Annotated in this window: 13 protein-coding genes; 5 read left to right on the plus strand and 8 right to left on the minus strand. The window is 63.4% G+C overall.

From position 1 onward, the window contains the following. Positions 1-12 precede the first annotated feature (12 nt). The 8 genes from xerC to G7075_RS14130 form a co-directional block, all read right to left on the minus strand. Entirely contained in the window at positions 13-1,002 is a 990-nt protein-coding gene (xerC, locus tag G7075_RS14095; RefSeq protein ID WP_240917626.1) for a tyrosine recombinase XerC, read from the minus strand. A 175-nt stretch (positions 1,003-1,177) separates the two neighbouring features. Beyond that, positions 1,178-1,381 carry a helix-turn-helix domain-containing protein gene (locus tag G7075_RS14100; RefSeq protein WP_166122741.1) on the minus strand — a complete coding sequence of 68 codons (204 nt, stop codon included), beginning with the start codon at positions 1,379-1,381 and terminating at the stop codon, positions 1,178-1,180. Further along, positions 1,378-2,859, minus strand: coding sequence for a replication initiator (locus G7075_RS14105; protein ID WP_205860513.1), 1,482 nt, complete (start codon positions 2,857-2,859; stop codon positions 1,378-1,380). Before G7075_RS14105 ends, G7075_RS14100 begins: the two co-directional genes overlap by 4 nt. A gap of 16 nt (positions 2,860-2,875) precedes the next feature. Further along, a complete protein-coding gene (locus tag G7075_RS14110) occupies positions 2,876-3,271 on the minus strand; it encodes a WhiB family transcriptional regulator (protein WP_166122745.1) in 396 nt (131 codons plus the stop codon). After that, a complete protein-coding gene (locus G7075_RS14115; RefSeq protein WP_166122747.1) occupies positions 3,268-4,512 on the minus strand; it encodes an FtsK/SpoIIIE domain-containing protein in 1,245 nt (414 codons plus the stop codon). The genes G7075_RS14110 and G7075_RS14115 overlap by 4 nt, the downstream gene beginning before the upstream one ends. A 196-nt stretch (positions 4,513-4,708) precedes the next feature. Next, positions 4,709-4,960, minus strand: a complete 252-nt coding sequence (locus G7075_RS14120; protein ID WP_166122749.1) for a hypothetical protein — start codon at positions 4,958-4,960, stop codon at positions 4,709-4,711. Further along, the gene (locus tag G7075_RS14125; protein WP_166122751.1) at positions 4,960-5,208 is read right to left on the minus strand and encodes a hypothetical protein; all 249 of its coding nucleotides are present in this window, start codon (positions 5,206-5,208) and stop codon (positions 4,960-4,962) included. The genes G7075_RS14120 and G7075_RS14125 overlap by 1 nt, the downstream gene beginning before the upstream one ends. 1 nt (position 5,209) lies before the next feature. Continuing rightward, a complete protein-coding gene (locus G7075_RS14130; protein ID WP_166122753.1) occupies positions 5,210-5,638 on the minus strand; it encodes a plasmid replication, integration and excision activator in 429 nt (142 codons plus the stop codon). 142 nt (positions 5,639-5,780) lie between these two features. On the opposite strand from G7075_RS14130, the gene G7075_RS14135 reads away from it, so the two are divergent. The 5 genes from G7075_RS14135 to G7075_RS22945 all read left to right on the plus strand — a co-directional run bounded on the left by G7075_RS14135 (position 5,781) and on the right by G7075_RS22945 (position 13,133). Further along, positions 5,781-6,524, plus strand: coding sequence for a helix-turn-helix transcriptional regulator (locus tag G7075_RS14135; RefSeq protein WP_166122755.1), 744 nt, complete (start codon positions 5,781-5,783; stop codon positions 6,522-6,524). A 465-nt stretch (positions 6,525-6,989) separates the two neighbouring features. Continuing rightward, a complete protein-coding gene (locus tag G7075_RS14140; RefSeq protein ID WP_166122757.1) occupies positions 6,990-7,460 on the plus strand; it encodes an NUDIX hydrolase in 471 nt (156 codons plus the stop codon). Between the two features lie 1,297 nt (positions 7,461-8,757). Continuing rightward, positions 8,758-10,287 (plus strand): HAMP domain-containing sensor histidine kinase, encoded by a 1,530-nt coding sequence (locus G7075_RS14145; RefSeq protein ID WP_166122759.1) that lies wholly within the window; start codon positions 8,758-8,760, stop codon positions 10,285-10,287. A gap of 62 nt (positions 10,288-10,349) precedes the next feature. Then, positions 10,350-11,072: a hypothetical protein gene (locus tag G7075_RS14150; protein WP_166122761.1), complete on the plus strand. Its 723-nt coding sequence runs from the start codon at positions 10,350-10,352 to the stop codon at positions 11,070-11,072. A 1,431-nt stretch (positions 11,073-12,503) separates the two neighbouring features. After that, positions 12,504-13,133: a hypothetical protein gene (locus G7075_RS22945; RefSeq protein ID WP_371814246.1), complete on the plus strand. Its 630-nt coding sequence runs from the start codon at positions 12,504-12,506 to the stop codon at positions 13,131-13,133. Positions 13,134-13,167 lie beyond the last annotated feature (34 nt).

Below are 13,167 nucleotides of genomic sequence, written 5' to 3' on the forward strand. Positions count from 1 at the left end.
CGCGATGCGACCTTACTCATCGGAGGGGGCCTCCGGGCTTCCGTCGTTCTCTAGGGACTCAAGGGCAGCAGCCATCGCCGGCGATACGGCGCGCCGCCCCAGATAGACGTCCTGGGTCATCGAGATACGCGAATGTCCCAGCTGATCCGCGATCATCCGAGCGCTTGCTCCACTACTGTCGAGAAGGGTCGCGACGGTCTTCCTATAGGTGTGTGGGGTGACCCATTCGAACTGTGTTCCCGCCCGGACCCGGCGGAATGCCGCCCCGACATTGTTTCCGTCGCGGTACCCGCCAATGGTGTCGGCGAACACGGGGCCATCTAAATCGCCTAAACGTGCGAGCCGTGCTCGCAGCATGGTCAGACACCAACCCGGAAGTACCAGGACGCGGTAGGACGACCGCGACTTGAGCCTGGACGCGACGAGCCCTTTGCCCTTGACGCGGATGACGGTTCTCTCGACGCTGAGGATGCCTCGGTCTAGGTCGACATCGGACCAGCGAACTCCCAGCGCCTCCCCGAGGCGAAGCCCGGTCGCCAAGACGAAGCGGGCAAGCTCCGGCAGGTCGTGCCGACGGGCGAAGTCGTCTCCGTCCAGGTGCTCCAGCCATTGCCGCACCTCCGGGGCCGTCATGGCCCGGGCGGTCCGATCCCGGTCGAGCTCGAGCGGGGTGACGTCTCGCACGGGGTTGAACACCATGCCGCCCTGGCGAACGGCCCAGCCGCATGTCCCCGACACGACGGTGCGACAGAGCTTCGCCGTGGCGTAGCCCTTGGATCGGAGGGTGGCCTGCAGGAAGTGGTCGACTCGTGCTGTCGTCACCTCTCCCAAGCGCAGCTGTCCGAGCTGAGGGATGACGTGCCGCTCGGCCGCGTGCCTGTAGAGGTCCAGCGTGGTGGGGCTTCGCGTCCCACGCTCTACCCGATCCTCCATCGTCCCGAGCCAGGTGTGCACGGCCGCGGTCAAGGACATGCTCGCGGTGGCCTCGACCTGCTCCCCCACCCTCAGTGAATGTTCGAGGGCCTGCAGCACTGCTCGACGAGCCCCCGCTCGCGTGGGGCATCACGACGGATTCGCCGGCGCCGCCCAGCGAAGTCCCGGTAGAAGACCGTGGCCACCGTGCTGCGCCCCCGCGTCGAGTAGGTCACCTCGCCGTACTCACCGATGCCCAGTCGCCTCATGAGGCGACATCCGTCGACAGTGCGGCCACCCATGCTTTGACGTCCTCCGGACGGTAGCGGAGCCGCCGTCCCACACGCCGCGCTGGAGGGCCTATGCCCTGCCCTCGCCACGAGTAGAGGGTCTGAATTGGCACTCCGAGGTAGTAACTGGCGTCTTCGACGCTCCACAGGCGATCCTCGGCGAGCGCCTGGCCGTTCATCCCACTGCCCTCAACGAGGTCGACTGCGCGGTTGCCGAACGACCATCCACAGGTGGATCGGCGCCAGTCATCGTCTTGGCGACCTCGTACTGTTCGCGCCACCGTCGACGTTGGATGACGGTCTCCATGAGGATGGAGGACGAGGTTCCCCCGTGGCTCACGACTGCTGACCACAGGAAGCGCGCATCGCCATCGGAGGCAACGACATCAGCGGCCATGCGTCGGGCCGAGTCGACCTCGATGCCTGCCTCCTCCAATGCCTGCCGGACAACGGCAGCGCGGTCGACCCTGTGGTCGGCGAGGGTCTTGCCCGACCACCCACGCGAGACCAGCACTCGCCGGCCGCCGACACCGAGGTGCTCGCGGTCGTGGGCCTTGCTGGGACACCGGCCCGGCTCGAGGCCCGGACCCACGGTGCGTGGCTGCACGCCGAACCGCAGCCAGTTGGCGCAGTCGGGCGAACAGGGCAGCCAGCGAACCTCTGCGTGGAGTCGGTCGATGTGGGCCTCGTAGGCCGCATTCGAGTCGCCGGAGTACGTCTCTCCTACCGCCTTCGTCAAATACTTCGTGAGGTAGCGGACCGACCGGTCGGCGTCGGAAGAGCCGGCGAGCAACCCCTGGACGTCGAGCTGCGACCCGAAACGCAGCACGTGAGCTGGCCTTGCGTCGTCGTCGGCGCTGAGCTCGTCCAAGGCCGCGTCCCAGGTCTGAAGGGGCTGCTCGGTGACGGGGTCGAGGTAGTCCCGGCCATCCCACACCGGCAGCTCCTCGACGAACACTGGAGTGTCGAACGCCGGCCACCACAGCTGGTGGTAGGTCGCCCGCGTCACCTCCTTGATGACGGACCGGGGAATGGCCCCTCGCACGGCGACATGGAAGTGCGGCGCGAGCCGGCGCTGCCCCTCGACGGCGCCGAAGTACTGCACCTTGTACCCGGCGCAGCGGCGGAGGTTTTGGAACCACCGGTCGAGAAGCCTCGGGAAGTGAAGGGCATCGAGCGCTGCCCGTCGGTAGTCGTAGCCATCCGCGTCCCGGGGTGTCCCGGCGCCGGCGACGATCCGGCCATAACCGGGCAGGGTCAGGGTGATGAACATCGAGGGGCGGTACGTGCGACCGTCCGGCGCCTCGAAGACTCGGCCCACCGTGCGGTCCTCCTGCGGAACACGGGGCAGGTCGGGAACATCCCTTCGACGCCGTGTGGAGCGTGAACGAGTCGTCGCCTCCTGCGTCTCCGTCTCCGGGTCGTTGTCCGCCTCGGTTGACGATCGCTGCCACTCTGGTTCCTCGTCCAGGTGCCAGCCGGCGAGGCATTGGGTCATCCGGAGCGTCCGAGCGCGCGCAGCACACGAGGGGCACCGTGACTCGCGGGTCGACTGACAGGGAAGAGCGACGACCGCAGCCTCCCCGGTCTCCCGGTCGATCACCCTGCGCAACAGCGGGCGGATGCAGACCCGTTCCTTGACCGCGTACTCCTGCACCGCGTCGAGCGGAACGTCAGACGGCCTCATCGAGATCCCTCGTCACCGTCATCGTCACGGCCTCTCGGACAACCGCGTTGAGCGACTCCCCTCGATGGAGGCGGGCATCGAGGACTGCTCTCTCCTCGGGTGCGAATCCGCCCCAGATCCCGTACGCCTCGCCGTAGAGCAGGGCCGCGGCCAGGCAGCGGCGCTTCACGGGGCAGGACGCGCAGGCCTGCCGTGCCATCCGGGCAGCTGGCGTACGGAGGTCGGCGAACCAGGCGCCGGACTGGTCACCGGCGCATCGCCCCTTGAGCCGCCACCGGATCCCGTCCAGCTCCTTCACGACCAGTGGTGTCGCCCTCACGTGGGGCAGCGGCTGCCCGAAGGTGCGGAAGGCGACGCGGTGTGGGTTGTCGGTGAACGTCATGCTGCTTCACCCTCGTCGTGCTCGTCACGGGAGTGCTCGGAGGTTGGCCGGGGCGCCAGTGAGGTCGACAGGTTCAGGATGTCGGCGTCCGTGAGGTACGTCGAGCGGACGCGTCGAACGTCGCGAGTCCCTTCCGTGCGCACGTAGGCCACGCCGGGTGTGAGCTCGGAGATGTGGTCGGCCCGCGCACCGCGTTCCCTGGCTCCGTCGCCCAGAACCATGTCGACCTGGATCGGGTTGTCCAGTCGCATCGCGATTCGCGTCGGGAAGAGGTCGCGCCAGCTGACGACGTCCTTGCCGGGATCCTGCACGGCGGCGATGACTGTGATGCCGACCGCTCGCCCTTGCGTCAACAACAGCCCGAGCGCGTGCTCGATTCGCCGGACGACGGTCCTCTCGGCGAAGGCGCTGAGGGTGGCAAGCTCGTCGATGACCACCACGAGGTGGGGGCTGTCGACCGAGGGGCGATGGACGCGCAAGCCGTGCGTCGACAGCTCGAGACTGCGCCGGGTCTTGAGATCCACGGCTTCCTCGAGGAGGACACACATCGCGTCGGGATGACCGCCCTCGAACCGGGCGAAAGCGCCCCGCCCGAGACCGAGCTCCATGCCTCCCTTGGGGTCGATGGCCCAGACCTGGACCCAGCCCTCCCTGATCGCAGGCGACAGGCCGTGGACGAGGCTCCACAGGACGGAACCCTTTCCGGCCCCGGTGGCCCCGGCGACGAGGGCGTGCGTGCCTTCGACCCGGAATCGCCACGGCTTCCCGTCGTCCCCCATCCCCAGGGGCACTCCCCGGAGCGCCACCGGGCCGGGCGTAATGGGGTGCAGCACTCCCTCGAGGGGGTCGCGGCGTCGGAGCTCGAGCCACACACGCCCGGGGCGAGCAAGCACCACTCGCGCGTCGGCCACATGGAAGGCGTGCCCGACAGCCTCGGCCCGCGACGCGACGTCGTCCGGAGTGAGTCCGACAGGGAGGCGTAGGAGAAGTCGCTCCAGTCCGGTGGGACTGACCGTGACCCGAAGGATGGTGGGGATGCGTACGCGTGTCGGCTCGTCGTGGAGCACGACGCCGTGCGGGTGGACGACGAGTCCGCACCGCGAGGCCACACGAGACCACCGCAGCCGGTACATCGGCGACTTCCATAGGAGGGCGAGCCGCGGGGCAGCGAGCCGGCCGTATGACGCGGGAGCCACCTGGCACCAGAGCATCAGCCCAGTAACGACGACGATCCCGACCACCACTCCTGTCCTCGCCCCCAGAACCACGTCAGGGTCGCGCCGCCAAAGAGCGCGACGGCCACCACAGGGTGACGCAGTGTGCTGACGATCAGGGCCCACAGGATCTTCGCAAGCAACCACGCCCCCCGAAGGACGGCCTCGACAACCATCGACACCGGGTCGTCACAGACAACGAAGACCTCACTCCGCCCGGGCTTCACGCCAGCTCCTGGAGGGCCTGGTGATGCAGATCGCGCATGAGCTCCACCACCTCGCGGGCGCGATGCTCGAGGTGCATCAGCGCCTCGTCGAGCCCGCGGTCAGGACTGTCGTGCAGGATGGTCCGAAGCCGGACAGCTGTGTCGTCGAGAACCTCCGCCCCTTGGACGAGTCGACCGGTCGCTGCCGGGAGGTCGTCAGGGCCGACACCGAGCAGCTCGGACCACTCCAGCGGCGTGCCGTGACGCATCAGGCGCTCCGGTTGAGGTCGGAGAGGGTCTCGCTCACCCGAACTCCGGCTTCGGCCAGAGAGCGGGACGCAGCCGAGAGCATGATGACCAGCTCCTCGTCGGGACCAGCTGCGAGAGTCGCCCGCAGGCGGGTCACGTCGTCGTGAACCTCGGCGATCTGCCGGGCCTTGTTCCGCAGTGCCCAGGGCAGCTCCTTGCGCCCCACCCCGAGGGTCTCCGTCCAGGCGACCGTGTCGACGGCACGCATGTCACGCCGCCCGCCCCTCGCTGGAGGTTGCCGCCTTGGCGGCCGTCTTGCCGGGGGAGTGCATGGCCTCCGCCCTGAACGACCAGGCGATCCGTGAGCGGTTTCCGCTGTCGTCGATGTACGCGAGGGCCGTCAGTCCCTCGAACTCGACGGGAGTGAACGGGGAAGCGCTGTCATTCGCCGGCGGCACCGGTTGCACCTTCGCGAGGAACTTGATGCTGACGGTCTTGGACTTCTTGGGCGCCTCGGGGTCTGCGTCGAGCACGTCCATCGACCAGATGAGCTCACCGGTCGCCTTGTCGGCCTGCTGGACCTTTACCTCGCGAGTCGACTGCTCGAAGTCGAGGACCGCGGTGACAGGCGACACGATGTACGCCCCGTGCGGAAACACCTCGTAGTGCGAGATCTTGAAGCGCCGTGCGATGGCCATGACATTCCTTCCCGAGTACTGGATAGCCGATTCGGCTCACACCAGAAGACCGTTATCCACAGGACGCCGGTACCACCTCGCGGGACGTCTCGGGACGTCCTACCGTTGAGCGAAAGACCGCAAACGTCCCTCGGGAGGGCTCATGCCCAACGATCGGCTCAGGAGCGCACTTGCTTCGGCGGGGATGACCGCGGATCAGCTGGGCGAACGCATCGAGGTTGATCCAAAGACAGTCAATCGTTGGGTCAGCAACGGCCGGATGCCCCACCGCTCCAACCGCCAGCGGGTTGCCGCGGAGCTACGTCAGGACGAGGCCTACTTATGGCCGGAAGCATTCAACGAGGCCAGCACCTCTCGCGCGAGTCAAGCGGAGGTCGTTGGCGTGTACCCCAATCGAGGCTCGATCCCGATTACCCTGTGGCAGAGTCTTTTCAATAGTGCAGTCGAGTCGATTGAGATCGTGGCGTTCGCCGCAAGCTTCCTTCACGACACGATGCCCGACGTTGACGAACAGCTTACGGAGAGAGCGCGCGCAGGAGTGAGGATCCGCTTGGCCTTCGGCGACCCCAGTTGCGCCGCAGTTGCATTGCGAGGTGACGACGAACGGATCGGGCCTTCGCTAAGCGAACGCTGCCGGCTCACCTGGAAGTACATAGAGCCGCTCTTGGCCGTGCCAGAGATTGAGGCACGCATGCACGCCACGACGCTCTACTGCTCGATGTTCCGGTTCGATGGCGATCTCCTGGCGAACCACCACCTCTACGGCGCGCCCGCCAACCACTCGCCCGTTCTTCACCTCCGACGGGTCGTCGGAGGCCGCCTCTTCGATCACCATATGAGGTCGTTCGAGCGGATCTGGGCCTCGGCAGCTACCTACGCGACGTAGCGCGACCCACCTCGCCTGATGCCCATCGTCAACGTGCGAGCACAGCTACTCGTCCCAGCGTTCACAGGCAGCGTCCGCGGGAACTGGTGTGGCTGAAGCCAGCACGCCGCAAACCAACACCGCGAACACAACCACCGTCGGCACCAAACGAACACCCCGCACGGCCCCTGCCTCCCTCGGGCCTTCGCCCCCAGGTCCCCACCTCGAACCGACGAGGCGCCAGACGGGAGGATCCTTGGACACACCGCCGGAATCTGGTGCATCTTTTCGGGAATCTTGTAGAGATCTTTAAGGTCGGAGGGGTCGTGAGACTGCTTGACCGAGGTAGACGGGGGCCCTCGGGACTGTCGCGGTCCTCAATCACGCCGATGGGCGGGGACAAGTAACCACCTGGCTGCCGTGGCGAGGGTCGCCCCCAGAGGACTAACACCGCCACCGCAGTGTGATGGCGCTATCGTCCTGACCATGGCCAGAATCGACTATGTCGATGACCCGGACGCCCCGGCCGCTAACAGCGTGGTGCCCTCCGTTGTTGCGGTCGTCCGGGATGACCGAGGACGGGTCCTTCTCATCCACAAGACAGACAACGACCTCTGGGCCCTACCCGGCGGGGGACATGAGATCGGCGAGTCGATTGTCGACACAGTCGTGCGCGAGGTGAAGGAAGAAACTGGCTTCGACGTCGACGTCGAGACCATCACCGGCACCTATACCAATCCCCACCACGTGATGGCCTACGACGATGGGGAGGTACGACAACAGTTCTCGATCGCCTTCCGTGCCAGACTGATTGGGGGACGGGCGCGGACCAGTAGCGAGAGCAGCGCAGTGGAATGGGTGCATCCGGACGACTTGGCCTCCCTCGACGTGCACCCGTCTATGCGACTGCGCATCGCGCATGCACTAGAAGACCGCGATACCCCGTTCCTCGGCTGAGGCTTGGTTCGCGGCACGGGCGCAGCAGGATCGCAAGTAGCCGGACGAGCGGCGAACGGCGCGGTGCACCGGGTCAGCTTCGCCATAGCGCCTGAAGATCTCCGCGATCCGCGCCGCAACGACCGTGTCGTCTCCTGACGGCGCCACCGTGAGATCACAGAGGATGAGCGCATCCAAGAGGTCTTGGGGGGCCGCTTGAACGTGTGCAACTCGGAGCTCAAGCCCCGCTCCTCCGCTTCGAACTCCGCACCGGTGTGGAACGCAACTAAGGACACGACCAGCGGATCAATCCCCCTCCGTGCGAGGAAGATCGCCCCATCGAGAGCGTGGAGGCGTGTGTGCGCCGCAGCCAAGCAGTAACCGATGTCGTGGAGCCATGCAGATTCCACAACCGGGTCGCCTGCCCATCGACCCCTCAGACCCTGCGCCCGCGCCGCTACCTTCTGCACGTGACGCCAACGCACCGGATGTGATTCGGCCAAGCACTGCCGCGCCAGCTTCCGAGCGTCTCTCGTCTCCACAGTTCCAAGGTACGTGGGACGCTCAACGTTCTCCGAGTTCTTCGCGGACCTACGGCGAGGGGCCCCAGCCACAAGTCGATTCCATGCCGCGCGTCGGAGAAGAAGAACTACTGAATCGGTGCTGCCGGGAGCGTGCGCCGGCCCAGTTCGACCGTGGCGCCCACGCTCTACCTCGGACCATCTACTAGATCCTTAACGTTGCGGGGTGTGCCTAGCTCTAGGATCTAGCATCAGGACACAGGTCGACGTCCTACGCGGATTCGTGCCCACGTGTGGAGGTACAGAGTGGATCCCTCACCGGACCCGGTAGTAGGTGCGATCGCAGCCGCACTTGCAGCGCTTGCTGCCGAAGCAGTACGACACCATCAGGCAAATCAAGAACTCGCTAAAGCCATGCAAAAGCGCGTACTGGCGGGAACCCCCGGCGTTGACCATCGACGGCTTCGATACCCTCGACACTATAGCTTCTCCCTGCTCGCCTACGCCTTTGCCGCAGGTCTATTGAGCTCCGCCCTTCCCGCTGGTACACACATCTTCATGTATCTGTACGTTGGCCTCGCCCTACCAAAGTTCACTGGTCAGGTGATTATCGCTGGCGAACGCTTCATACCCGGCGCGATCGAAGCATCGAAGCCTTACAGCCCTGACCAACCCGGTGTAGACGATACTTCCACAACGCCAGGGCCTTTGGTTGTGCAGGTCCGCGCGAACCGATACCGGCGAGCAACGTCTCTCTTCAAGTACCTAACTGCCTAATGCGATCGCCAACACTTTCTGTGCTCGCCCTCGATTACGTTCGCAGCCATCTGGAAGAATTACGACTCGCAACTCTCTCAACGACGCTGTGCCTCAAAACCGAAAAACGGTCCCAAGGCATCCCCACTGGCGAAATCGTAATGGAGGGCGAAGACCCATCCGGCATCGATTCGTCCATCCAAGAACTAAACGACCCAATACTTGGACGGCTCGGAATACTCATCGGTGATGGCAACCTTGACGGTGTAAAGGATCTGCCCGACTATCGCTACCTGATGGCGTGGCTCCCAGCTCTCTTGGCGTTTGAGTACCCTCTGGTCAGCGACTGCTCCGTGCGCCATGGGGCAGTCAGGCCGTTACTGGCCGGGGCGATGGTGGCCTCTCAGGCCGTCGCAGTGATCTGTTGGCGCGCTGATCGTCATGGAGGAATGCAGAGATACGCGTCATTTGGCGTTGCAGGGCCGGATGCCGTTGACATACCCGATGGGCGCGGAATCGTCGGAAAGGTTACCGCGTCCAGCCCCGTCGAATTGATTCGACTTGACGGGAACGACGATGTTTACCATCAGAATGTAGTGGCCGCGAACAAATGGCGCTGGTGCCAACCGCACGCCTTGGTAGACGAGGAGGGCCTGGTGGGCGTTCTCTGCTTTTACTACTCAGGCCTACCCAAGGGCGTATCGGGACGCAATTCTGTAGCGCGAGACACTGAAGCGACGTTTCTGTGCCGAGCAACCCTGACGGGCATTCTGCGGGCGGAGTCGGCACGAGCCGAGATGTCCATGTGGAAAAGGACACTTGCAGAGCGCGCAAACCGATTGAGCGTGGGCCTTATAGTCTTAGGCCTGGCGCATGACCTCTCCGCGAGGACTGCCCGCCTGGCCGTCGTCGCGAACGCGCTTATCGACGCACTGCCTGATCAAGACATTCCCGAAGCGAAGCAGCAAATGCGATCGCAACTACTGAAGATGGGTCTATCCCCTCAACGTATTGACTCCTTTGAGAGTTCGCTTCGCCAGGTCGAAGCCGACTCAACATTCCTTGGTGAGACAATTGAAGTAGTGAACAAGCTGTCGAAGTCAGGGACGGTGCGCCGGGGTAAGAATCCTCTTCACGAGTCTATAGTAGGTGCCCGACCACTACTGGAGGCAATATCCCATCGGACTTGCCAGCTAGAGTACGAGCTTCGAGGGCGGTCGGTCGTGAGAGCAAGCGACAACGACATCGCGAGATTGCTTCTCAATTTGGTGGGAAACGCTATTCAATGGCACGCCACCAAGATCACTGTCAGCACCTCCAAGACGCGAACCACCGGCTTCGTCCGCCTGTCCGTGCAAGACAATGGATCCGGAATGTCAGATGAGCAACGCCGCAATTGCCTGGAACCCTTTGCAACGGACCGTCAAGGGGGGACAGGGCTTGGGTTGTTTGTTGTTGACCACTTATCACGAGAGCTCGGGGGCATGGTGAAAATTGAATCAACCTTAGGGGTAGGGACCACGGTGTCCATTGATCTACCTGATTTAGCGGCTAGGAAGTATACACAGTGAACGTCACTATGCGTAGGCTGCCCGCACGACATGGCTTCTGGTTAGATGATGAACCCGACACTGTGAACGGCTTCGCCGACCTCTTCGCCGATCACCGGCTCGACCTTCGAATAATCACACCCGAGGAGTTCTCTGCAGATAAGGCAAGCAGGTCAGATTATGGCGTGTTCGACCTAAGCACTCCTGCCGGAAGCCCCCAGGGGCTCGTCTACGCTAGGAAGTACATTGCGGCGGCAACGCGCCCACGACTGATCGTGGCATCACGGTTCTTTGAACTAGACAGGTACAGAGATTTTGAGAAGACGCTAAGTCCGATCGCCGCGGTTAAGAGAGTGTCTAAGACCCAGCTCGCCCTGGCTGCTCGCCTCCAAGGAAGTAGTTCAAAGGAAGGAGCACGGCAGGCGCGAGCGACTGTTAGAGCCATCATCGAAGAACTGGACCGACAGTCGGAACTGCTCTCGAAGATTCCGGCCACTCCTCCCGTGGTGGAATATGATGGCCCGATCGATGCTGCAGCCTTCTACGGGCTTTCTCGCGCAGATCGGTCAGAGATCGCCCTAAAGGCGAACGGTGCGCTGCGCGACTATTTGCATACAGTGTTTCGGGCGCGAAAGGACGTTGAATGGGCAACGGTCGGGATCCCGACCGGGGAGATCTTGGAATGGGGAGAAGCCGGAGAGTCCGCGCCGAGATCTGTGGCTGAGATCGTAAAGCTCAGCCAGCGTGCCGTTAAGGGAGCCAGCCTCCCATTAACGTTCTTTCGCCCTCAAAGTCGAGAGGTATGACGTGGGGTACCAGTGGGAAGACTGCAGGACTCATGAGAACTACCCGGTTGTGGGCGTACAACTGTCCTCAGGTCAGGTCGCTGAGGTGCATCGAATTCTCTTTGACTCCGGCTCAGACGAAACATACATTGATGCTCGAATCTTAGAGGTTGAAGGGCTCGGGGTTGACGGCGTGATGCACGTAAGGGAACTGAATGGCTTGCCCCTAATCACGTACCCCCAGTCGATTTCGATTGCGTTGCACGACGGCACCACCAGTGTCTCCGGCAACACCCAGATGCAAGTGGTCGACAACTGGGGGACCTCAGCGTTTTCTTCCGGTTGCGCTCAATCTCTCTGCAATCAACCTTCAGGGGTTAGACACTGCGGACTTAGAATCGGCTTGATCTCCACGAAGACTCTGGCCGATTTGGAGGCTTCGGTGCTACTAGATGGCTCAACAAGGCAGCTCACCCTGCAGGCCACCGGTGTGCGCGAAGGAAGACACTGAGCTAGTGGCTCCAGAACCTCAGGGCACGTGGTGCGACTCTCGACACCGCGTGCCTGGTCGGGGGCTGGCGTCTTCACCCCTAGGGGCCATCCGCTCTTGCGGGTTTTCGAAGCTCGACTGACTTCAAGGCATGCGCCCGGTGGCCGTAGTGGGTGGTCAGGCCGCCCCTACCGGTGATTTCGCCGTCGACTGCGGATTCGAGCGCGGCCGACGAACTGCGGTTGTGCGATCTCTCGCTCCACCTCGGCGCATGCGTCCCGTAATTCTGAGCGATGTCCCTATTGACGGCCTCCTAGCAATGTGGGACGGTCGATAGCGCTCCCTCTAGTCCCTCAGACTGTTCGGTCCACCGCCCGAACCAGCATCTGCGAGAGGTTGGCGGAGCACTTCGGCTAGGAGATTGAAATGCCCAGTGCCGCGCGGACCCCAGGAGGCAGTAATCAGTCGAGCTTTGGGCCGCCAAGCGTGGGTACGCCGTTCAACGAGATGTTCCCTGGGAACCTCCATGGCGAGTTCGAGTTGCCGGTTTCTCCGCTCCGGATTGAACAATTCCGGTTCTACTCAGGTGGAGTGAACAGTCCGGAGTCACGGGAGTCGCACATTCAGGTTGGTTGGAGCAACCCGCCTGGCGTCACCGGCGTAGCCAGGGTTCTTCGTAGAGTCGACCCCCTCGCGTCGTTCACCGGGCCATTGGGTTTTGAGCGCACGTCCCTTCCAGATGACCTCGAGACGCCAATCGGCTGGAAGGTCCTTGTCGAGCGCGCCATTGGTCCTAACAGTTACATGGACAGTGACATCCCACCAGTAGATGAGGCTCTTCCGAGGGCTGGACGACGTGCTCTCGGGTCGCTCTACTCATACAAAGTAGAGATGTCCGGGGCAGGGAGAACAGCTCGATCGCCGTCACTCAGCACCCGCATACGGGACTCAACTCCCCGCGTATCACTGATATCAGTGAGATCAGTCATAATTCTATGCGGGTACATTGGGATAACAAGTCGAAACTGGCGATGGGTTTCAGGGTTCGCATTTACGCGTCGGGCATGGGGTACATCCAGACCCAAATAGTGAACGGGCCAGACCGCGGCAATTTGATGGTTACAGGCCTCTCTCCGGGATTAGAGTATGGCGTCGCAGTCGAGGCCTGGGACTATTTCGGCACTTCAGACAACGACTCGAAACTGTTCCAGACGGTGCAGGCGCCCGCCGACGCTCCTACCGATCGAACGTTCGACCTGAATCTGGCTCGGCAGGACGCGACCAGCGGGCCAATCCCTTATCTTGGCAGGTTCCCTACGTGGGGTGACATTCCCGGGGGGGCACTTCGTGGAGTCTCACTCAACGCTGCCTGGCCTGCTCTACTCTTTGTGAAACCCGGCAGAGCCACGAGCGAGTGCAACAACCCAGACGCGGTCGTGCGTCTAGCTCCCGGCGCTTCATTGAGCGCAGACGAGCTGACGGAACTGTACGGCAGCGCGAATCCAGCCCTGCCCGTTGTCTTCTTGGCCTGCGCGGAACCCACTGCTGCTGTTTACAACTGGATTCCCGTTAGAGTCACCTACCGGTCATAGTCGATCCGGTCTACGTCACCTGCACAAACACTCC

Origin of the sequence: Phycicoccus sp. HDW14 (assembly GCF_011383005.1) — a bacterium.
GTDB lineage: Bacteria > Actinomycetota > Actinomycetes > Actinomycetales > Dermatophilaceae > Phycicoccus.

What these genes read in the sequence shown, in the direction of transcription:
- G7075_RS14100 (WP_166122741.1), bottom strand. Translation starts at nt 1,381, where the DNA reads ATGAACGGCCAGGCGCTCGCCGAGGATCGCCTGTGGAGCGTCGAAGAC.
- G7075_RS14110 (WP_166122745.1), bottom strand. Translation starts at nt 3,271, where the DNA reads ATGACGTTCACCGACAACCCACACCGCGTCGCCTTCCGCACCTTCGGG.
- G7075_RS14120 (WP_166122749.1), bottom strand. Translation starts at nt 4,960, where the DNA reads ATGCGTCACGGCACGCCGCTGGAGTGGTCCGAGCTGCTCGGTGTCGGC.
- G7075_RS14125 (WP_166122751.1), bottom strand. Translation starts at nt 5,208, where the DNA reads ATGCGTGCCGTCGACACGGTCGCCTGGACGGAGACCCTCGGGGTGGGG.
- G7075_RS14130 (WP_166122753.1), bottom strand. Translation starts at nt 5,638, where the DNA reads ATGGCCATCGCACGGCGCTTCAAGATCTCGCACTACGAGGTGTTTCCG.
- G7075_RS14135 (WP_166122755.1), top strand. Translation starts at nt 5,781, where the DNA reads ATGCCCAACGATCGGCTCAGGAGCGCACTTGCTTCGGCGGGGATGACC.
- G7075_RS14140 (WP_166122757.1), top strand. Translation starts at nt 6,990, where the DNA reads ATGGCCAGAATCGACTATGTCGATGACCCGGACGCCCCGGCCGCTAAC.